This window comes from Microbacterium sp. LMI1-1-1.1 (genome assembly GCF_040815675.1).
Taxonomy (GTDB): domain Bacteria; phylum Actinomycetota; class Actinomycetes; order Actinomycetales; family Microbacteriaceae; genus Microbacterium.
Window position 1 is genome coordinate 15,702 of sequence record NZ_JBFPNN010000009.1, and the last position, 20,599, is coordinate 36,300.

19 protein-coding genes are annotated in these 20,599 nt (G+C 72.2%); 8 read left to right on the forward strand and 11 right to left on the reverse strand.

Translation table 11 applies throughout. The annotated features are described in order from the left end of the window. Positions 1-88: 88 nt before the first annotated feature. Positions 89-889, forward strand: a complete 801-nt coding sequence (locus tag MRBLMI1_RS13515) for an IclR family transcriptional regulator (protein ID WP_367733738.1) — start codon at positions 89-91, stop codon at positions 887-889. 159 nt (positions 890-1,048) lie between these two features. Next, positions 1,049-1,672 (forward strand): M15 family metallopeptidase, encoded by a 624-nt coding sequence (locus MRBLMI1_RS13520; protein ID WP_367733739.1) that lies wholly within the window; start codon positions 1,049-1,051, stop codon positions 1,670-1,672. 26 nt (positions 1,673-1,698) lie between these two features. Here MRBLMI1_RS13520 and MRBLMI1_RS13525 read toward each other — a convergent pair whose 3' ends face one another. The 4 genes from MRBLMI1_RS13525 to MRBLMI1_RS13540 form a co-directional block, all read right to left on the reverse strand. Then, a complete protein-coding gene (locus MRBLMI1_RS13525) occupies positions 1,699-2,868 on the reverse strand; it encodes a GDSL-type esterase/lipase family protein (protein ID WP_367733741.1) in 1,170 nt (389 codons plus the stop codon). Further along, positions 2,865-3,452 (reverse strand): TetR/AcrR family transcriptional regulator, encoded by a 588-nt coding sequence (locus MRBLMI1_RS13530; RefSeq protein ID WP_367733742.1) that lies wholly within the window; start codon positions 3,450-3,452, stop codon positions 2,865-2,867. Before MRBLMI1_RS13530 ends, MRBLMI1_RS13525 begins: the two co-directional genes overlap by 4 nt. Before the next feature lie 39 nt (positions 3,453-3,491). Further along, entirely contained in the window at positions 3,492-4,865 is a 1,374-nt protein-coding gene (locus tag MRBLMI1_RS13535) for an SLC13 family permease (protein WP_367733743.1), read from the reverse strand. A gap of 62 nt (positions 4,866-4,927) precedes the next feature. Next, positions 4,928-6,040, reverse strand: coding sequence for a PrpF domain-containing protein (locus MRBLMI1_RS13540; protein ID WP_367733744.1), 1,113 nt, complete (start codon positions 6,038-6,040; stop codon positions 4,928-4,930). 239 nt (positions 6,041-6,279) lie between these two features. Between MRBLMI1_RS13540 and MRBLMI1_RS13545 the strand changes: the two genes are divergently transcribed. Next, positions 6,280-7,191, forward strand: a complete 912-nt coding sequence (locus MRBLMI1_RS13545) for a LysR family transcriptional regulator (RefSeq protein ID WP_367733746.1) — start codon at positions 6,280-6,282, stop codon at positions 7,189-7,191. A gap of 58 nt (positions 7,192-7,249) precedes the next feature. Here the strand turns inward: MRBLMI1_RS13545 and MRBLMI1_RS13550 are convergent, their stop codons facing one another. The 3 genes from MRBLMI1_RS13550 to MRBLMI1_RS13560 all read right to left on the reverse strand — a co-directional run bounded on the left by MRBLMI1_RS13550 (position 7,250) and on the right by MRBLMI1_RS13560 (position 10,397). Further along, positions 7,250-8,803 (reverse strand): PucR family transcriptional regulator, encoded by a 1,554-nt coding sequence (locus tag MRBLMI1_RS13550; RefSeq protein WP_367733750.1) that lies wholly within the window; start codon positions 8,801-8,803, stop codon positions 7,250-7,252. 79 nt (positions 8,804-8,882) lie between these two features. Beyond that, a complete protein-coding gene (rraA, locus tag MRBLMI1_RS13555) occupies positions 8,883-9,350 on the reverse strand; it encodes a ribonuclease E activity regulator RraA (RefSeq protein WP_367733751.1) in 468 nt (155 codons plus the stop codon). 96 nt (positions 9,351-9,446) lie between these two features. After that, the gene (locus MRBLMI1_RS13560; RefSeq protein WP_367733752.1) at positions 9,447-10,397 is read right to left on the reverse strand and encodes a LacI family DNA-binding transcriptional regulator; all 951 of its coding nucleotides are present in this window, start codon (positions 10,395-10,397) and stop codon (positions 9,447-9,449) included. Between the two features lie 207 nt (positions 10,398-10,604). Between MRBLMI1_RS13560 and MRBLMI1_RS13565 the strand changes: the two genes are divergently transcribed. The 5 genes from MRBLMI1_RS13565 (at position 10,605) to MRBLMI1_RS13585 (ending at position 15,600) form a co-directional block, all read left to right on the forward strand. Further along, complete coding sequence (locus MRBLMI1_RS13565) at positions 10,605-11,426, forward strand: ABC transporter permease (protein WP_367733755.1); 822 nt, start codon at positions 10,605-10,607, stop codon at positions 11,424-11,426. Next, positions 11,423-12,220, forward strand: a complete 798-nt coding sequence (locus MRBLMI1_RS13570) for an ABC transporter permease (RefSeq protein WP_367733757.1) — start codon at positions 11,423-11,425, stop codon at positions 12,218-12,220. The genes MRBLMI1_RS13565 and MRBLMI1_RS13570 overlap by 4 nt, the downstream gene beginning before the upstream one ends. Beyond that, entirely contained in the window at positions 12,217-13,218 is a 1,002-nt protein-coding gene (locus MRBLMI1_RS13575) for an ABC transporter ATP-binding protein (RefSeq protein WP_367733758.1), read from the forward strand. Before MRBLMI1_RS13570 ends, MRBLMI1_RS13575 begins: the two co-directional genes overlap by 4 nt. A 90-nt stretch (positions 13,219-13,308) precedes the next feature. After that, on the forward strand, positions 13,309-14,385 hold the full coding sequence (locus MRBLMI1_RS13580; protein WP_367733759.1) for an ABC transporter substrate-binding protein: 1,077 nt from the start codon (positions 13,309-13,311) through the stop codon (positions 14,383-14,385). Between the two features lie 81 nt (positions 14,386-14,466). Further along, positions 14,467-15,600 carry an adenosine deaminase family protein gene (locus MRBLMI1_RS13585; RefSeq protein WP_367733760.1) on the forward strand — a complete coding sequence of 378 codons (1,134 nt, stop codon included), beginning with the start codon at positions 14,467-14,469 and terminating at the stop codon, positions 15,598-15,600. A gap of 106 nt (positions 15,601-15,706) precedes the next feature. Here MRBLMI1_RS13585 and MRBLMI1_RS13590 read toward each other — a convergent pair whose 3' ends face one another. The 4 genes from MRBLMI1_RS13590 to MRBLMI1_RS13605 all read right to left on the reverse strand — a co-directional run bounded on the left by MRBLMI1_RS13590 (position 15,707) and on the right by MRBLMI1_RS13605 (position 20,569). Beyond that, positions 15,707-17,020, reverse strand: coding sequence for a dihydrolipoamide acetyltransferase family protein (locus MRBLMI1_RS13590; protein WP_367733761.1), 1,314 nt, complete (start codon positions 17,018-17,020; stop codon positions 15,707-15,709). Positions 17,021-17,081: 61 nt separating this feature from the next. After that, on the reverse strand, positions 17,082-18,059 hold the full coding sequence (locus MRBLMI1_RS13595) for an alpha-ketoacid dehydrogenase subunit beta (RefSeq protein ID WP_367733763.1): 978 nt from the start codon (positions 18,057-18,059) through the stop codon (positions 17,082-17,084). Then, positions 18,056-19,186 carry a thiamine pyrophosphate-dependent dehydrogenase E1 component subunit alpha gene (locus tag MRBLMI1_RS13600; protein WP_367733765.1) on the reverse strand — a complete coding sequence of 377 codons (1,131 nt, stop codon included), beginning with the start codon at positions 19,184-19,186 and terminating at the stop codon, positions 18,056-18,058. The genes MRBLMI1_RS13595 and MRBLMI1_RS13600 overlap by 4 nt, the downstream gene beginning before the upstream one ends. A gap of 309 nt (positions 19,187-19,495) precedes the next feature. Continuing rightward, positions 19,496-20,569 (reverse strand): histidinol-phosphate transaminase, encoded by a 1,074-nt coding sequence (locus tag MRBLMI1_RS13605; RefSeq protein WP_367733766.1) that lies wholly within the window; start codon positions 20,567-20,569, stop codon positions 19,496-19,498. Between the last annotated feature and the right edge of the window lie 30 nt (positions 20,570-20,599).

Below are 20,599 nucleotides of genomic sequence, written 5' to 3' on the forward strand. Positions count from 1 at the left end.
GAACTGTCCGCCAGGCGGACTAGGATGTCCGCTAGACGGTAGCAGTCCTCGCGCGGCACGACAACTGGCTACGGTGAGGGGGATCGACATGAGCGACACGGATTCCGGAACCCGCACCCCCCGCCCCGAGGGCGGCGTGCGCGCCGTCAGCAGGGCCTTGGCCGTCATCGACGCCTTCAACTCCGAGACCACCGCACTGTCGATCGCGGCTCTGGCGCGACGCGTGGGGCTGCCCCGGACGACGACCATCCGGATGGTCGAGACCCTCGTCGACGAGGGCATGCTCACCTCGGACCCGCACGGACTCCTCCGCGCCGGTCCGCGTCTCGTCCGCTGGGGGGCCCTGGCGGCGGCGTCCTGGACCCTGCCGGACGCGACGACGGACCGTCTGCGGGCGGCATCGGATGCCACCGGCGAGACCGTCAGCCTGTACGTGCGCCGCGGGCTGTCCCGGACCGTCATCGGGCAGGCGCAGAGTCGACACACGCTACGTCATGTCGTGCGCGTCGGCGATGAGCTGCCGCTGTGGGGAGGGGCAGCCGCGATGGTGCTGCTCGCCTCCGAGCCGGCCGCCGCCCGTCGCGACCTCATCGGAGCGGTGGCCGCGGCCTCCGAGGGCCGGGTCTCGGCGGCGGACCTGGGGCGCGATGTCGACCACGTCGTCCAGACGGGGCACGCGGTCTCCCACGGAGGGCGCGAGACCGGCAATAGCGGGATCGCGATCCCCCTCGGTGCGGCCGCCAGGCACGCGCCGAGGATCCCCGTCGCGCTGGCGCTCGGCGGCCCGACCGTGCGCGTCGAGGCCGCCGACACCGACGCCGTCCTCCGCGAGCTGCGTGCGGCTGCGGCCGACATCGCCGCCTCCGGCCTGCCGCCCGCGCTGTACTGAGGACGGGCGCGGCACCATCGCGACGTCGGTGCATCCCCGCGACGGCCATCGGGAACGGCATCCGCGCCTCCGCCCGTCACCGTGCGTCAGAGGGTGATATCGGCGACGTATCCCGTCGCGCATACGCCCTCGCAACGCGGGCGCGCGTGCACTGGAGCCATGGTCGAGGCATCCCTTCCCGGTCCCACTCGTCGGCGTCGTGCCCTCGTGCTGCTCGGCGCCGCGGGCGCGCTCCTGTTCGGCGGCACGCTGGCGCTCAGCGCGATGCCCGTGTCGGTGTCCGCCGCACCCGCGCCGGACGTCGTCGTCCCGGACGAGGGCGTCGTCGGGGCCGACTTCTCGCCCACGGTCGCCGACGGTCTCGTGGACGACGGGCTACCGCTGACGATCTCGAACACGTCCGCGCCCGCGATCGTCCGCCTCGACCCCGATCTCCGTCGCGCGCTGACCGAGGCGCAGGCGATGGCCGCGGACGACGGCATCCGCTTCCAGATCACCAGCGGATGGCGGAGCGAGGCGTATCAGCGCTGGCTGATGACCGACGCCATCGCGACGCTGGGGTCCGAGGAGGCGGCGCGTGAGATCGTCGCCGAGGCCGACGCGTCCAGCCACGTGACCGGCCGGGCCGTCGACATCGGCAACCTCGACGCGCAGGAATGGTTGGAGGCGTACGGCCAGGGCTGGGGCCTGTGCCGCACCTACGCGAACGAGTCCTGGCACTTCGAACGCGCGACATCGCCGGGTGGCGACTGCCCGACGATGAAGACGGACGCGCGCGGCTGACCCGGGCCGGCGGCGGTCCGCCGCCGTCAGCCGCTCGTCGACGCGGCGGCCATGGCGAACGGGCCGCCCGCGGCGAACACCCGCGCGGCGAACCGCTCGCCGATCATCGCGTGCGTCTGCGCGTCCGGATGCAGCCCGTCGGGGAGCGGCATTCGGTCTGCATCCTCCGGTCCATAGAGGCTCAGCCCGTCGAGGACGTGCAGGTGAGGGTCGTCGGCCCGGTCCGCCGCGATCGTCGCCAGAGCCTCCCGCACCACCTGGAGCGTCAGCCGGCCGAGGGCGGTGTCCCCCGGCTGTCCGGTCGCGCGGAAGCGGATCACCCCGTCCGCGAAGCCCTCGGGGTCGACGGCACCCGGACCCGGGGTGTCCTCGTGGATGGCGGCATGCAGCGGCGAGATCAGCAGGAGCGGCGCCTCGGGATGCCCGTCGCGCACAGTGTCGAGGAACCCGTGGACCGCCGGGACGAACGCGCGCAAGCGCATGGCATCCAGGTTCACGACGTTGATGCCCACCTTGACGCTGAGGAGGTCGGCCGGGGTGTCGCGCATCACGCGCGCCACGAAGGGGTCGGCGAACGCGCTGCCCCCGAAACCCAGGTTGCGGAGATGGATGCCGCTGCGCTCGGCCGCGATCACGGGCCAGATCCCGGTGGGCGTTGCGGCGTTGGATCCCTGACTGATCGAGCTGCCGTGGTGCAGCCATACCGGACGCATGTCCCGCTCGGCATGGACCGGCGCGTCCGCCCGCAACGACACGAGCTCGACCTGCTCGTTGTGGGGCAGCCAGATCTCCACGAGCTTGTCCCCCGGCGGCAGGCCGTCGCAGCGGATCACGTCGGGCTCGCCCGGCACGGACGTGCGCGTGCCCGCGGCGAGGTCGAGCTCGAGGAGATCGCCGGCGATGAGGGGGATCGACGCGACGAGCCGATGGTCGACGGTCACGTCGACGGCACCCCGCGCCCGCGCGAACCCTCGATAGGCGACGCGGGTGGCGCGCAGCGCGAGCTCGACGACGGTCGCCGCCGTGCGAAGGCTGAGGCGGACGCCCGACGGCTGCACCTCCATGAGACGGAGCTGATCGTCCGCCTCGCGCGAGCGGTAGGGCTGCGGGAGACGGTGGAGCAGGATGCCGCTCTCGCGCTGCTCCGTCTCCGCACCGCCGTGCAGGAGGTCGGGGGTGAGGGCGACGTCGATCATGCGGCCCCTCCCGCGGTCGTGCGGTTCCATCGGCGCAGCAGGGCGTCGAGCTGGAGGATCAGGACGTTCCAGCTGTCGTCGGCGGGCGGCTCGCTGTGCGCGAAGCTCCCGACGTGCTCGAGCTCGACGAAGCCGTTGATCGCGGCGGCGACCACGCGGACCGCGTGCACCTGGTCGCCCTCCTCGATGTCGTACCCGCGCAGGACGGCGAGCATGCCGCGACCGGCATGGACGGCCGCATCACTGCGGACCACCGCGACGCCGGCCCGGCGCTGCAGCGCCTCCCACCGGCCGGGGTGCTCCCGCGCGTAGCCGCGGTGGGCCTCGCAGAGCCCGCGCAGGGCATCGAGACCGGCCCGACCCGCGATCGCCTCGCCGACCCGATCGGCCAGCTCGCCCAGCGCCAGGATCGTGAGGCCGTCCCGCAGCGCGGCGAGGTCGCGGACGTGGCCGTACAGGCTCGGCGTCCGGACGGAGAGGGTCCGTGCCACCTCCGACAACGTCACCGCCGCCAGCCCCGCCGTATCGGCGAGACCGGCGGCGGCGCCGACGATCACGTTCTCGTTCAGAGGTGCTCGGGCCATACCCCGATCCTACACGTCATAGGTTTTTTCCTAATACCTTTAGCCCGCCGCGCCCGAGAACGGCACGACGAGCGTGATCCACGCCAGGGGCGGTCCGACGAGCACGATCACGCCGGAGTAGCGCAGGATGCGCTGGTAGAACGCCGCCGGGTCGACGTTCTGCGCATTGGCGAGGACGAGAGCGCCGTTGGTGGAGAACGGCGAGACGTCGACGACCTTAGCGGCGATGGCCACCGCCGAGATGGCCATGCCGGCGGCGATCGGGCTGTTCTCGATCAACGGCAGGAGCATCGGGATGGAGATGGCGATGACCGCAGTGGACGAGGCGAACGCCGAGACGACTCCGGCCATCACGCAGAGGACCAGCACGCCGACGAGTGGCGATCCCAGGCTGCCGATGCCGCGGGCGACCCACTCGATCGCTCCCGCCTCCTCGACGATGCTGATGTAGGTGATCATGCCGGCCACCAGCAGCAGCGTGGACCAGCTGATGCCCTCGACGGCCGCGGTCAGGTGCTTCTTCTCGATGAACGCGATGAGCGTGCCCGCGGCGAGCGCCAGGATGCCGATGTCGAGGTGGAACACCATCGCGCCCACGGCGAGCGAGAGGAGGGCGGCGAGGGTGAGGATCTGCGCGGGGGTCGTGCGCACCCGCGGGGTCTGCAGCGTCTGCGTCAGCGTGAGGGTCGTCCCGCGCTTCTCCTCCACGGCGATGTTGCCCGTCGCGGGGACCAGCGGACCGGCAGGAACTCGGGTCGTGCCGGCGACGCCCCCCGCTTCCGTGTCCAGCATCACCGCGCTGCGGGCCCGGGCGCGCCGCGAGCGGAGCGAGAAGTACAGCTGCGTCAGGATCGCGATGAGCGTCGAGTACACGAAGGCCGTGACGAACAGCACGGTCGGCGAGAACCCGGGGATGTCGCCCACCATGTCGCGGACCAGGAGTCCGAGCACCGAGATCGGCGAGAGCGAGCCGGCGAGGGCGCCGTAGACGACGGTCATGCCGACCGGCAGGGGGTCCATGCCGTGCTTGGCGGCGAAGCTCAACGCCACGGGGGCCACGAGCGCGACCGCCGCGGGCGGGAACGTCCCCATCGCGGTGAGGACCGTGGCCACGCCGAAGAGCACCCAGGGGACGAGCGCCGTCCGGCCGCGGACGAGACGGACGCCGCGGTCCACGATGAGATCGACGGTGCCGTTCAGCTTCGCCACGGCGAACAGGTAGGTCACGCCGACGATCGTGAGGAACAGGTCGGCGGGGAATCCGGCGAGCAGCTGGTCCTCATCGAGCCCGAGGACGAGCGTCCCGACGAGGAACGCGCCGATGAAGCCCAGGATGCCGATGTTGATCGGCCTCAGGGTCGCGATGACCACCATCGCGAACAGCGCGAGGATGGAGATGAGTTCTGGTGACATCTTTGTCTTCCCAAGGGGTCGGGGCAGCCGGGTCCGCTTCCGCGGGCCGGCCGCCTATTCGATCATCGGACGAGGAGGGCTTCCTCGGCCAGCCCCGGCACGTGACCGGGCAGTTGGTCGACCGGGAGGGTCACGGAGGCGTCCGCGAGCCGGCGGGCCGTTCGGGTGATGGCGACCGCGGGCGAGCCGTTCTGGATACCGATGCGGGTGACGATGACGCCCGACGGCGTCCGCAGCGAGACCGTGCCCTGGTCGTCGGGCGTGGCGATGCGGTGGACGACCGTCCCCGCGGTCGCGGCGGCCATGGACAGCGCGACGCTGCCGGTGATGGCGAGCGCCGGGTGGGCCTTGCCCATCGACATCATGGTGACGCCGACGACGCGTCCGCCGGGGCCGTCCGACGAGACCATCGCCACCTTCGGCACGGCCTTGCGGGCCTCCTCCGGCGTCCGGGCGAGGCCCATGCGGACGGCCGCCTCCCGACGGATCCCTTCGATCCGACGCAGCAGCTCGGGACGGCCGTCGATCTCGGCCGGGGTCTCGAGTCCGGTGAGCCCGAGCGCCTCGGCCTCGGCGATGACGACCGGCGCACCGGCGTCGACGAGCGTCACGGGGACGCCGTCGATGCGCTCGGCGGCGAGCCCGGTCGGCAGGAGCCGTCCGGTCGTCCTCCCGGCGGGGTCGACGAACCAGAGCACGACCTCGAGCCCGGCGTACGGGACGCCCACGATGCGGGCGTCCCCCGACTCGTCGAAGATCCCGCCCGGCGTGAGCACCTCGGCGATCATGAGCTGGTTCGTGTTCGTGTTGAAGATCCGCACGCGGGTCCGGTCGCCGCGCGGCAGGATCCAGCCCGCGTGAAGGGCGTAGGGCGCGATGGCGGCCGAGCAGTTGCCGCAGTTGCTGGACCAGTCGACGAGTCCGTCGGTGAGCCCGACCTGGGCGAAGGTGTAGTCGATGTCGGCGTCGTCGCGATCGCTGCGCGAGAGGATCACCGCTTTGCTGGTCGTCGACGTGCCGCCGCCGAGACCGTCGATCTGACGCTCGTCGGGGCTGCCGTACAGCCGGACCAGGATGTCGTCGACCGGCGCACCGATCCGCTCCAGCTCGTGGCGCGAGAAGACCCAGCATTTGCTGGTCCCGCCTCGCATGAGCGTCGCCGGTATGTCCAACATCGCAGCCTCCCTCGGGGTCGGCCTCCATGGTCGTCCGGCGGTGATGTTCAGCGATATCGCGATGTTCTTCACAGACATGAAGCAACGCTTCACGTTCGCGCAGCCCGCATTTCGCGGGAAGGATGCCGTTGACGGGACCTGGGGTGGTGGCATCCCTCCCCCGAATTGTGAAGCTGTGCTTCATGCGCTTCCAGTCGAAGACGTGTGGACTGTACGCTGGACGAAGCGAGGAGGCCCCCATGCTCGATGTCCGACGGCTCTCCGTCCTGGTCACGATCCTCGATCACGGCTCGCTCACGGCGGCCGCGAAGACGCTGGGCTACTCGCCGTCCGCCCTGTCGCAGCAGCTGCAGCGTCTGGAGCAGGAGGTGGGGCAGCCGCTCGTCCGCCGACAGCCCCGCGGCGTCACCGCGACCGAGGCCGGCGCTCTCCTCGCGGGGCACGCGCGCTACATCCTCCGGCGTCTCCGCGCGGCGGAGTCCGAGCTCGGGGAGCTGGCGGGCCTGCAGCGCGGACGGATCTCCGTCGGCACCTTCCCCACCATCGGCAGCACGATCATGCCGATCGCGATCAGCCGGTTCCGTCGCGACTATCCTCAGGTGCGCCTCGACGTGCACAGCGCACGGTTCGACGAGCTCGTGGCCGCCCTGCAGGAGAACGCGATCGGGCTGTCCCTGCTGTGGGACTACGAGTGGAACCGCATCCAGGAGCCCGACCTGTCGCTGACGCCGCTGTTCGAAGACCCGACGGTACTCGTCGTCTCGCAGGAGCACCGCCTCGGGCGCGCTCGGCACGTCACCATGTCGATGCTCCGGCACGAGGAGTGGATCGTCCGCAAACGCGACCACCCCGTCGCCGAGGTGCTGGAACGTAGCTGCCGTTCCGCCGGCTTCTCGCCGTCGATCGCCTTCGAGGCCAACGACTACCAGGAGGCGCTGGCGATGGTCAGCGTCGGCCTCGGCGTCGCTCTCGCGCCGCGCACCGCCGTGCAGTCCGCCCGCCCCGACGTGCGCATCGTCAGCCTCGGTCAGGAGGCGCCGTCACGGCGGATCGTCGTCGCGCACCGGAGCGACCGCGTCCGCCCGCCCGGGGAACGCGCGATGCACCAGATCCTCGTCGACGTCGCCCGGGAGCATCTCACCGCGGGATGACGCCCGCGGCGCGACGGCGCCGAGGCGGCCCGGGTCCGCCGCCGTCCCCGGGAGGGGCTCAGAGACCGGGGCCGACCGCGCGCGCGGGAGCCTCCGTGAGCTGCAGGGCCCCCCACAGCTCCGCGCGACCGGCGAACGACTCCAGGTCGAGACCCAGCAGGCGCGCGGCCGTGTCGACGCGGTGCCGCAGCGTATGGCGGTGCAGGCCGAGGGCGGCCGCGGCCGGCCCCCACGCCCCGTTGTGATCGAGCCACACCACCAGCGCGTGGCGCAGGTCCGCCGGAGCGTCCGGCCCGTCCAGCGGGAGCAGCATGCGCCGGGCGATGTCGTGCGCGCGCGTGTGCTCCAGATGGCCCAGCAGGCCCGCCCGGGCGAGGTCGTCGAACTCCGCGACGGGGTGCTGATCCGTCGCCCGAGCGAGGGCACGACGAGCCTCCGCCATGGCATCCGCGAATCCCTCCCACGTGGATGCCGCCGAGAAGCCGGCCCGCGCGCCCTGCCGGGCGAGGAGCGACGTGAGCGCCTCGCGGTCGTCGGCGGCGGTGACGGTGACGAGGAGGCCGTCCTGCTCGGCGAAGAAGAAGCCGCCCGGCCTCTCCTCGGCCAGCAGCTCGAGCGAGGAGCGGAGGACGTCGGCGGCTCCCGCGCCCGGCTCAGCGGCGAGCGCGACGCAGCCCACCCGGAGGGGGTCGGACGGGAGCGCGCCCCAGAGGTGTTCGACCGTTCGCGTCGCGGCCGCGTGCCGCCCCGCGGCGAGGAGCTCGAGCACGCCGGACCGGAGGCGCCGTCGGGCGTCGTCCAGCGTGCGGCTCTGCTCGAGTGCGATGCTCGCGAGCGCGATGACGGCATCGACGAGGTCCACGCCCGCGCGGTCGAGGGCGCTCGCCCCCACCCCCACGGCCAGGACGCCGCGCAGACGCCCGCGCTGACCGAGCGTCTGCAAGGTCGCCTCGCCGGCGCGGAGGCTGAGGCGGACCGCGGCCGTCCGCCCCCGGGAGAGGACCCCCTCGACCGCCGCGTCGACCTCGGCGACGAGCTCACCCGGGATGCCGTGCCGCGTCGGCACCGGCACGCGGCTGCCGCGCGCGTCGTAGAGGGCCACCCAGCAGTCGAGGTTGCGCTCGAGCTCCCGCAGGATCTCGGCGAGGCCGTCCGGACGCAGCGCGGCCCGCGCGACCGACCGCTGCGCCTTCAGCGAGCGCTCGAGCGCGAGCCGGTCGTCCTCCGCGACGGCATCCGAGACGAAACGGATGATGCCCATGAACGGCGTCCGCTCCGAGACCTCGATGAGCGGGAGGTCGAGCTGCCGCGCCGCCGCGATGAGGTCGTGCGGGATGTCGTCGTGGACGATGCCCGTCGCGAACCCGAGGGCCAGGATGCCGTGATCGACCAGGCGCCCGACGTAGGGGAGCGCGGGCTCCGGCTCCTGCCCGCCGAACTGCACGCCGTCCGTCAGCAGCAGGCCGCCGGCGCCGATCCACGGGGTCGGATCGGGGAGGTCGGAGCTGTGCGCCCAGGGGAGCGGCCTCGACAGCACCGCCTCGGAGGCGCCCGAGACGGGCCGGAGGTCGAACCGCGGCTCGCTCATCAGCGCGCGCAGGGTGGTGGGCATGACAGCAGTGTGACGGAACGCCGATCTGTCCGCCAGAAGCCGGCCGGTTGGACAATCCGGCGGGGATGCGGCCGGGTTCCTACCGCTCGACGAGGATGCCGTCCGCGTCCGCCCAGACGCGCTTTCCGGGGGTGAAGGTCACGCCGTCGATGACGACGGGGACGTCGACCTCGCCGACACCGTCTTTCGCGCTCTTCCGCGGGTTGCCGCCCAGCGCCTTGACCCCGATGTCGAGGGTCGCCACGACGTCGAGGTCGCGGATCGCACCGTGGACGATGAGGCCGGCCCACCCGTTCTCGACCGCCGACGCGGCGATCATGTCGCCGACGAGCGCCGACTGCAGCGACCCGCCGCCGTCGACGACGAGGACGGCCCCGTCTCCGGGCGTCGCGAGCAGCTGCTTGACGAGCGCGTTGTCGCGGTGACAGCGCACCGTCCGGACCAGCCCCTGGAAAGCCCGGCGACCGCCGAGATCCCGGAACGGGAGGGCGACGGAGTCGAGGGCGTCGCCGAGCTCGTCGTACACGTCTGCCGTTGCGAAGGTCATGCGCTTCACGCTACGGCGGCGGTCACCGACTCGACCACCCTCGGGACCGGACGCTCATGCGATGGTCAGGGGACGCCGCGGGCACCTGTGCGGCCTCTACGGCCACTGCACGGGAACGGCGAGCCGCCGACGCTCGGGCGTCGCGTCGCGCCGGGCCAACCGCTCGATGAGGAGCTCCGCCGCGGCGCGCCCCAGCTGCTCCCCGTCCACATCCACCGCCGGGACCCCGGTGAGGCCGAGCGCATCGACGATCGAGCGCTCCGAGCTGACGACGAGCCGCTCCGGGAGCGCCCCCGCCGCGAGCAGCGCGTATTGCACGCCGAGACCCAGCGCCGTCGCGTACGGCACGACCGCCGTGGCGCCGGAGGCCCGCACGGCCTCGGCCGCCGAGACCCCGGCCGCGAAGGTCGCGGGGTACGGGCCGAGCACGGACAGCTCGACCCCGCCGCGCTCGGCAGCCGCGCGCACGGCCGCGGTGCGCTGCCCGTCCTGCCACGAGCCGTCCGGGCCGCCGAGGTAGAGCAGCCGCTGGTGCCCCTCGGCCGCGAAACGCTCGACCAACCCGCCGAACGCCGACGCGGTGTCGGCGACGACGGATGCCATGCCGTCGGCCTCGCGATCGACCAGCACCGTGGGCTTGTGCGCCCCAGCCGAGAGCAGCAGATCGTCGCTGCCGCGCGGCGCGACGACGATGAAGCCGTCGACCTGCCGCGACAGCCGCTCGAACGCGGTGAGCTCCCGCACCCCCTCGAGCGGATGGACGGCCACCGTGAGCTGGAGTCCGTCCTCGTCGGCGCGGCGCTGCGCCCCGCCGATGATCGGGGTGAAGAACGCGTTGTCGAGCGTGGGGACCACGAGCGCGACGACGCCCGTGCGGCCGCGGGCGAGCTGCCGCGCCGCGGAGTTGGGGGTGAAGCCGAGCTTCGCTGCGGCCGTCAGCACCCGCGCCGCGGTGTCCGGCGAGACCACCTCGGGCCGCGAGAGCGTCCGGGAGGCGGTCGCCTTCGAGACGCCGGCAAGGGCGGCGACGTCAGCGAGCGTGGCCATGCGACTCCTTCGGTGGACTGCGCCGATCATACGGTGCCCCTGCAACCGGTCGCACGTCGCCACCCGTCTGCACGGCGGTGCCGAAACGCACTGTTCACATGGCTGACTCGAACCGGGTCCCCTCATCGGTCTACTCTCGATGCAACCGGTTACATTTCTTTTGCGGGCTTTCCGTGCCCGCCCGACACGATCAATCGGAGGGTCGCCGTGAGATCGAGGACCGCTCCCCTTCTGCTCCTGCCGGGGCTGGGCTTCCTGCTGCTCTTCTTCGTCATCCCCTCGCTCGTCATGCTGTTCGCCCCTCCCGGCACCGGCCCCGTCGAGGTGCTCGCGCGCGTCGGGGAGATGCTCACCGACCCCTACGAGCTGGGCATCATCGGCCGCACCGTCGGTCTCGGCCTGGTGGTCACGGTGATCTGCATCGTGCTCGGATTCCCCATCGCCTACCTGCTCGCCCGTTCCAGCTCGCGCTGGGCGGGCGTGCTGCTCGCTTTGGCGATCTTCCCGCTGCTGCTGAGCAACGTGGTCCGGACCTTCGGCTGGCTCGTGGTGCTGGGCAAGAACGGTGCGATCGGGCAGGCGCTCGTCGGTCTCGGACTCGTGGAGGAGGCGCCCCAGCTGCTCTACACCGAGCTGGCCATCGTGCTGGGTCTGACGCAGCTGTTCCTGCCGTTGGCGATCATCTCCTGCTACTCCGCCGTCTCGCAGGTCGACGCCGGACTCGACGACGCGGCGCGCGGACTCGGCGCGAGCCGCATCCGCACCTTCTGGGACGTCGTCGTCCCGCTCTCGCTGCCGGGCGTCGTCGTTGCGGCGACGCTGGTCTTCGCCGGCTCGGTCACCGCCTACACGACCCCCTATCTCCTCGGGGGCTCGTCCCAGCGCATGCTGAGCACGCAGCTCTTCTCCTACTCGAGCGTGACCATCGACTGGGCCGGGGCGTCCGCCACCGCGATCGTGATGACGGTGCTGGTCTTCCTGGTCTCGGGGCTCTCGTCGCTCGTCGCGCGGAAGGGAGCCGTCTCGTGAAGACCCGCCGTCCCATCGCCGCGTCGCTGGCCGTCGCCGGCTACGTGATCATGATCGTGCCGATCCTGTTCGTCGTCGCCACGGCCTTCACCGCCGGTTCGACCCTGCGCTTCCCGCCCGAGGGGCTCTCGCTGCGCTGGTTCGGCGAGGCGCTGTCCTACGACCCGTTCCTCGAGTCCTTGGCGACGAGCGCGCAACTGGCCGTGCTCGCCACCGCGCTCGCGCTGCTCATCGGCATCCCGGCGACCCTGGCGATCTATCGCGGGCGCATCCCGGGCCGCGGTCTCGTCGAGGGGCTGTTCCTGTCGCCGCTGATCGTGCCCGAGCTGGTCGTGGGGCTGGCACTGTTCCAGCAGCTGGTCGTGACGCTCGACGTCGACACCGCCCCGGTGCTGCTCCTCGGCCACACCGCCCTGCTCCTGCCGTACGCGGTGCGGGTGACCGGCGCCGCGCTCGCGACGAGCGATCCCGCACTCGAGGAGGCGGCGCGCGGCCTCGGGGCCGGCCCGCTCCGCACCTTCTTCACGGTGACGCTGCCGATCCTGCGTCCGGGGGTCTTCTCGGCCGCCCTGCTGGGCTTCGTGACCTCGTTCAACAACGTGCCGCTGTCGCTGCTGCTGCAGAGCCGCGACGCGCGGACCCTGCCCGTGACGATGCTCGACTACGTGCAGCAGAGCTACGACCCGATGGTCGCGGCCACCTCGACCCTCATCCTCGCGGCGACCGTCGTCATCGCCGTCATCGCCGAGCGCAGCGTCGGCTTCGCCAAGATCTTCGGAGGCATCAACCGATGAACGCCGCAGCGGAATTCGTCCACGTCAGCCAGGTCTTCGGCGACTTCACCGCCGTCGACGCCATCGACCTCGCCATCCCCGCCGGCAAGCTGACCACCCTGCTCGGGCCGAGCGGGTGCGGCAAGACCACGTCGCTGCGGATGCTCGCCGGCTACGCGTCGCCCACCTCGGGCCGCATCCTCATCGACGGCGTCGACAGCACCCGCCTCCCGCCGGAGAAGCGAGGACTGGGCATGGTGTTCCAGTCGTACGCCCTGTTCCCGCACCTCAGCGTGGCCGACAACGTCGGCTACGGGCTCAAGCTGCGCGGCCTCGGGCGTGCGGAGCGGCAGCAGCGGGTGACCGAGAGCCTCGAGATGGTCGGCCTCGCGCACCTCGCGGGCAGCCGGCCCCGACGGCTGTCCGGCGGCCAGCAGCAGCGCGTCGCCCTGGCGCGCGCCATCGCGATCCGACCGAAGCTGCTTCTGCTCGACGAGCCGCTGTCCAACCTCGACGCGCGGCTGCGGGTGCAGATGCGGTCCGAGATCCGCCGCATCCAGAGCGAGACGGGACTGACCGTCGTCCTCGTCACGCACGACCAGGACGAGGCGCTCGAGATGAGCGACGAGATGGTCCTCATGCGCGCCGGTCAGATCCAGCAGCAGGGTGCGCCGAGCGCGGTGTTCGGGGCGCCGGCGAACCGCTTCGTCGCCGACTTCCTCGGGTACGAGAACTTCGTCGTCCTCGGCGACGGCTCGACCGTCACCGTCCGTCCGGAGCACCTGTCCGTCTCGGCGGCCGCCCCCGCCGGTGCGGGGCTCGCGCTCGACGGCGTCGTCATCGACGTCGCATACCGCGGCGTCGACGTCCTCGTCACCGTCGCCGCGCGCGACGCCACCGGGGCGGAGGTGCGGCTCGTCTCGGACGTGCGCGCCGACGGCTCGCCGACGGTCGCCCCGGGCGATCCGGTCGTGGTCTCGGCCGCCCCCGGCCGCCTCGTCACCCTTCCCACCGCCTGACTCCCCCCGCGTCGCGACGGAGTTCCGGGGCTGTCCCGCCCCGTCCGCCGCCACGCACCCCGTGCTCCTCCCACCCCGAAAGGACCCGCCATGTCCCCCTCCTCCACCCGGCGCACCCTCGCCCTCTCGACCGGTGCCGTCGTCGGCGCCCTCGCCCTCGCCGGCTGCTCCGGTGGATCCGGATCGGATGCCGACGCGCAGACCCTCGTCGTCAGCACCTTCCCCTTCGGCGTCGAGCAGTTCCAGGAGGCCGTCGTCGATCCCTTCACCGAGGCCACCGGCATCCAGGTCGAGATCGAGACAGGCTCCAACTCCGACCGCCTGTCCCAGCTGCAGCTGGCGGGCGGCGACGACCCCGGCGTCGACGTGATGCTGATCAGCGACTACTACGCCGCCCTCGGCCAGGAGGACGACCTCTTCCAGCAGGTCGACGCCGAGAACGTCGAGACGCTGGGCGAGATCGCCGACTTCGCGAAGGAGGACGCCTACCTCGGCCCGGCCTACAGCTACCAGCTCAACGGCACCCTCTACTCGACCGACGCCCTGAGCGCGGGCGAGGCCGCCGACTGGTCGCTCTACGGCGACCCGGCCAAGGCCGGCAAGGTGGCGCTGCCCGACATCTCGGTCACCGCCGGCCAGCTGATGATCACCGGGGTCGCGGACACCGAGGGCAGCGGACCGTACGACATCGACGCCGCGCTCTCGACGCTCGCGGAGTGGGCGCCCGGCGTGCTGCAGTTCTACAGCTCGTCGACGGAGGTCACGAACCTGCTCACCCAGGGCGAGATCATCGCGGCCGACTCCCTCAGCGGGTTCGCCACCGACCTCGTCGCGTCGGGCGAGCCGATCGCCTGGACGCCTCCCGCGACCGGACGCTACATGGCCACCAACCGGGCGATGATCCCGACCGGTGCGGCCAACCTGGATGCCGCGGAGCAGTTCATCGACTACCTCCTCTCGGTCGAGGCGCAGACCTCGTCGGCCGCGATCGTCGGCGACCTGCCCGTCAACCTCGGCGCCGAGGTGCCCGACACGATCACCGCCGTCGTGGGCGACATCGCCGCCGACCCGACCGCTGCCGGCTACTCCACGCTCGACCCGACGGAGCTCGTGCCGACCCGGTCGGAGTGGGTCGACCGCTTCGCCCGCGAGGTCACCTCGAAGTAACACCTTCCCCGTGCGCGGCGTCGCCTCGACCGCGACGCCGTGCACGGGTCCGTCTGCCCCACCTGCTTCCCCGGAGATCTCATGAGCACCGCCGCCGCCACCACCGCCGCCGTCACCGTCCCGGACGAGTGGCTCCGACGGATCCCGAAGGTCGACCTGCACTGCCACCTCATCGGCACCGTGCGCGCGAGCACCTTCGCCGAGCTCGCGCGCCGCGAGGGTCTCGCGCTGCCCGCGGAGCCGGAGCGGGTCTTCGCCGACATCAACTCGCTGCCGCCGGACCCGGCGCTCTACCGCGACACCGTGGTGTCCGTGCCGCAGGGCCGCTCCGTCGACGAGCCCGAGGTCTCGTACTCGCTCTTCCAGGTGTCCGCGTGGGTCGTCCAGCTCCTGCGTTCGCCCGAGGACCTGACGCGCATCGTCTACGAGGCGTTCGAGGACGCGCACCGCAGCGGCACCCGGCACCTCGAGCTGTTCTTCGACTCCGTGCCCGAGCACCTCGCCGGGCTGGGCTACCGCGGCAGCGTCGAGGCCTACGCCGACGGCATCCGTCTCGCCGAACGCGACTTCGGGATGACCGGGCGGATGATCGCCGGCATCGACCGCAGCCGCAGCGGCGAGGAGGCGCTGGCGCTCGTCCGCGAGGTCGTCGACAACCCGCACGAGTACGTCGCCGGGATCGGCCTCGACAACCTCGAGACCGCGGGCCCGCCCGAGCGTTTCGTCGACGCCTACCGGCTCGCCGGCGAGGCGGGGCTCGGCCGCACGGCGCACTCCTCGGAGCACGCCCCCACCGCCGCGAACACCACCACGTGCCTCGACCTCCTCGGCTGCGACCGGATCGATCACGGCTACTTCGTGCTCGAGGATCCCGCCGTCGTCGAGCGGGTGCGCCGCGACGGCGTGGTGTTCACCGTGGCGTCGACGACCTCGCGCCGGTCATGGCGCCCGTGGCGCCGTGCGTCGATTCGGGCGATGCTCGACGCGGGGCTGCGGGTGACGCCGTGCTCCGACGACCCGGGGATGTTCCCCACCACGCTCACCGACGAGTACCGCCTCGCGGCAGGCCCCATCGGAGCGACGCACGCGCAGCTGCGCGACATGGTGCGGAACGGCGTGGAGGCGTCCTGGCTGCCGGAAGGCGAACGCGCTGCCCTGCTCGCGGACGTGACCGCGGAGCTCGACGCTCTCGACGCGGAGCTCGGCCTGGCCTGACCCCTGCGCACAGCTCGCAGAATGACGCCGATCTCGCAGGATCCGCCGGGGATCCAGCGAGATCCGGCGCATTCTGCGAGGTTCGGAGCACCCGCCGGGCGCCCGCTCAGTCGAGGAGCAGCGCGGGCTCCTCGAGAACGGATGCCACGTCGGCGATGAACCGCGAGATGCCGTCGCCGTCCACGACGCGGTGATCGAACGAGCCCGACACCGTGGTCACCCAGCGGGGGCGCACCTCTCCGTCGACGACCCACGGCTTCTGCCGGATGGCGCCGAGCGCGATGATGCCGGCCTCGCCCGGGTTGATGATGGGCGTCCCGGCATCCACTCCGAAGACGCCGATGTTCGTGATCGTGAACGTTCCGCCGGCCTGGTCCGCGGGGCTCGTCTTGCCCTCGCGCGCGGTGAGCGTCAGGTGCTCGAGCGCCTTCGCGAGCTCGCGGGTGTTCATGTTCTGCGCGTCCTTGATGTTCGGCACGAGCAGTCCGCGCGGAGTCGCGGCGGCGATGCCGAGGTTGACGTAGTGGCGCACGCGGATCTGCGCGCCGTCCTCGGTGTCGACCCAGGCGGCGTTGATCATGGGCGTGCGGCGCAACGCCCACATGACGGCGCGGGCCATGATGAGCAGCGGCGAGATCTTGACGTCGGCGAAGTCCGGCGAGGCCTTGAGGCGCTTGACCAGCTCCATCGTGCGGGACGCGTCCACGTCGACCCACACCGACACATGCGGCGCGGAGTAGGCACTCGAGGTCATCGCGTTGGCCGTCGCCTTGCGGACGCCGCGGACCGGGATGGACTCCTCCCGCGCGTCGTCGACCGGGGCCGGCGCGGCGGGGGCGGGGACGGAGATCGTCTCCTCGCGCACGGCGCCCCACTCGGGCGTCTCGATGTTGCGGAACACGCTCGCCTGCTCGGCGTGCTTGACGACGTCGTCGCGGGTGACCTCGCCGGCGGGGCCGCTCGGGGTCACGGCCGACAGGTCGACCCCGAGGTCGCGGGCGAGCTTGCGGATCGGGGGCTTCGCCACGACGCCGACGGATGCCTTGACGGGACGTTCCGCCGGCTTGCGGCGCCGCGACGACACCGCGCCGCCGGTGCCGTAGCCGACGAGGACCGCGCCGCCCGGGTCGCTGGGCTCCGGGACCGTGACGGGTGCCGCGGGCGTGGGGGTGGCGGCATCCATCGATCCGATCGTGATGATCGGGGCACCGACCTCGACCGTGGCCCCCTCGGATGCCAGGAGCTCCCCGACCGTGCCCGAGTAGGGCGACGGGAGCTCGACGAGCGACTTGGCCGTCTCGATCTCGACGATCACGTCGTTGACAGCGACGGTGTCACCGGGCGCGACGCGCCACTGCACGATCTCGGCCTCGGTGAGGCCTTCTCCGACATCGGGGAGGACGAACGTCTGATCGGTCACGATGGTGTCCTTTGCTCGCGAACAGCATCTCACCGACGCCGCTCGCGGTCACGAAAACAGGTCAGTAGGCGAGAGACCGGTCGACGGCCTCGAGGATGCGGTCGGCATCCGGCAGGTAGGTGCCCTCGAGCTTGGCGGGCGGGAACGGCACGTCGAACCCGGACACGCGCAGCACCGGGGCCTCGAGGGCGAAGAAGGCCCTCTCCATGACGGTCGCGGCGACCTCGGACCCGAGCGACGTGAAGCCGGGAGCCTCCTGCGCGTAGACCATGCGGCCGGTGCGGCGGACGGAGTCGAGCAGCGGGCCGTAGTCCACGGGCGACAGCGAGCGCAGGTCGATGACCTCGCAGCTGGTGCCCTCGCTCTCGGCGAGCGCCGCCGCCTGCAGCAGCGTCGTCACCATGGCGCCGTGCCCGACGAGCGTGACGTCGGTGCCGCGGCGGACGATGCGACTGGCGTGCAGCGGCAGGGCCGGGGCCTCGGTGTCGACCTCGCCCTTCTGCCAGTACTTCGCCTTCGGCTCCAGGAAGACGACCGGGTCGGGCGACGCGATGGCCTGCTGGATCATCCAGTAGGCGTCGTTCGCCGTCGACGGGCTGACCACGCGCAGGCCCGGCGTGTGGGTGAAGTAGGCCTCGGGGCTCTCCTGGTGGTGCTCGACCGCGCCGATGTGCCCGCCGTAGGGGATCCGGATGACGACGGGCATGCGGATCGCGCCCTCGTGGCGGTTCGTGATCTTCGCGAGCTGCGAGGTGATCTGGTCGAAGGCGGGGAACACGAAGCCGTCGAACTGGATCTCGAGCACCGGCTTCCAGCCGCCCATCGCGAGGCCGATCGCCGTCCCGACGATGCCCGACTCGGCGAGCGGCGAGTCGATGACACGACGCGGGCCGAAGTCCTTCTGCAGGCCCTCGGTCACGCGGAAGACGCCGCCGAGCGGGCCGATGTCCTCGCCCATGAGCAGGACGCGGTCGTCGGTCTCGAGGGCGCGGCGCAGGCCCGCGTTCAGGGCGCGGCTGATCGGGAGGTTCTCGGTCACTGCCCGCCCCCTTCCATCGACGCCTCGTAGTCGTCGAGCCAGCGCTGCTCCTCCTGGATCAGCGCGTGCGCCTCGGAGTAGACGCTCTCGAACATGTGCGTCCGGGGCAGCGACCCCAGCTCGTTCGTGCGCGTGCGCACGTCGGCGGCGAGCGCTCGACCCTCGGCATCCGCGTCGTCGAAGAACTGCTGCGAGGCCCCGCGTCCCTCGAGGAACGCCCGCATGCGTGCGATAGGGTCGCGTCCGGCCCAGGCCTTCTCCTCGTCCGAGGTGCGGTACTTGGTGGGGTCGTCGCTGGTGGTGTGCGCACCCATGCGGTAGGTCATGGCCTCGATCGCACGGGGGCCGCCGCCGGCGCGCGCCTCGTCGAGCGCGACCTTCGACACGGCGTAGCTCGCGAGCACGTCGTTGCCGTCGACCTGCAGGCTGGGGATGCCGTACCCCTCGCCGCGCTTGTACAGCGGCGAGCGCGACTGCGTCGCGACGGGGACCGAGATGGCCCACTGGTTGTTCTGCAGGAAGAACACCTCGGGGGTCTGGAAGCTCGCGGCAAAGACCATCGCCTCGTGCACGTCGCCCTGGCTGGAGGCGCCGTCGCCGTAGTAGACGATGACGGCCTCGTCGCGCTCGGGGTCGCCCGTGCCGCACTTGCCGTCGAACACCAGGCCCATGCCCAGGCCCGTGGCGTGCAGGGTCTGCGCGCCGAGGACGAGCGTGTAGATGTGCGTGTTGCCGTTCTTCGGGTCGGTCGGGTCCCACCCGCCGTGGGTGAGTCCCCGCATGAGCCGGATGATGTCGAGCGGGTCGACGCCGCGGATGCGGGTGACCACGTGCTCGCGGTACGACGGGAAGACGTGGTCCTGGGCGCGGGCAGCGCGCGCGGAGCCGACCTGGGCGGCCTCCTGCCCGAAGGACGGCGGCCACAGCGCAAGCTGGCCCTGCCGCTGCAGGTTCGTCGCCTGGACGTCGAACGCCCGGATCGACACCATGTCGCGGTAGAACGTCTCGAGCTCGGCATCGGTGAGGGCGTCGATGAGCGGCAGGTACCGCTCGGCCTCGGGCGTGGGCGCGATCGAGCCGTCGGCCGCCAGAACGCGCACGAGAGCGGGGTCGTCGAGCGGTGTCATGCGTCCACGCTAATGCCCGACTCATGCCCCTCACCGCATGAGGGACACAATGGATGCCGCGAATCACGGTCGATCATCGACAACGGCGTGCCCGTGCGTCGGGGCGTGCCGGTCCGGCAGCGGCCGCGATGCAGGAGCCACCGCGGCGGCGGCACCACACCAGCCCCACGTCGCGCGATCAGCCCCACGGGTCCTGCAGACGCGCTCGGGACGTGCGCGAGCAGCCCCACGGGTCCAGCAGACGTGCTCGGGAATGCGCCACCGGCCCCACGGGTCCTGCAGACGCGCGCGGTCGAGGCGGCCGGCGGGTCAGGGGGCGACGGCCGCGGCGACCTCGACCACGCGGTCGATCGACTCCTCTTCGCCGACGGAGATCCGCACGCCGTCGCCGGCGAACGGCCGGACGACCAGCCCGGCCTCCTCGAACGCGGCCGCGACCTCGAGCGCGCGGTCGCCGGCGGGCAGCCACACGAAGTTGCCCTGGGCGTCCGGGACGTCCCATCCCGTGGCCCGCAGGCGTTCGACGAGACCGTCGCGGCGCGCGGCGATGACCGAGACGCGGTGCAGCAGCTCCGACTCGGCGTCCAGGCTGGCCAGGGCGGCCTCCTCCCCCGCCGCGGTGACCGCGAGGGGGATGGCCGTGCTGCGGGCGGCATCCAGCACCCGGGTGTGCCCGATGGCGTACCCGACGCGCAGGCCCGCCAGTCCGTAGGCCTTGGAGAACGTGCGCAGGACCACGATGTTCGGCCGGGCGATGAGCACGCGCACGCGGTCGCCCTCGACCGAGGTCGGATCGGTGACGAATTCGGCGTAGGCCTCGTCCAGAACGATGAGGACGTCGCGCGGGACGGCGTCGACGAACGCGGCGAACTCGTCGTGCGAGACCGTCGGCCCGGTCGGGTTGTTCGGGCTGCAGACGATCACGAGACGGGTGCGATCGGTGACGGCCGCGGCCATCGCGGGGAGGTCGTGACGCGCATCGGCGGTGAGGGGCACCTGCACGCTCGTGGCCCCCGCGACCGCGACGAGGGACGGGTACGCCTCGAACGATCGCCACGCGTAGACGACCTCGTCGCCGGGTCCGGCGGTGGCCAGCAGCAGCTGCGCGAGCAGCGACACGCTCCCCGCGCCGACGTGAACGTCGTCCGCCGAGACGCCGTACCGCGCGGCCAGGCGCTCGCGGAGCCGGGAGGCGGTGGCATCCGGATACCGGTTGATGCCCGTGGCGGAGCGGATCGCCTCGACGACACCGGGCAGCGGGTCGAAGGGGTTCTCGTTGCTCGACAGCTTGAACGCGTCGGGGCTCGCCTGGCGACCCTGACGGTACGCCGGCAGGGCGGCGATCTCGGGACGGATGCGGGGCAGGACCGGCTCTTCGCTCACCAGGCGAGCCTATCCGCGCGGTCCCGCTCC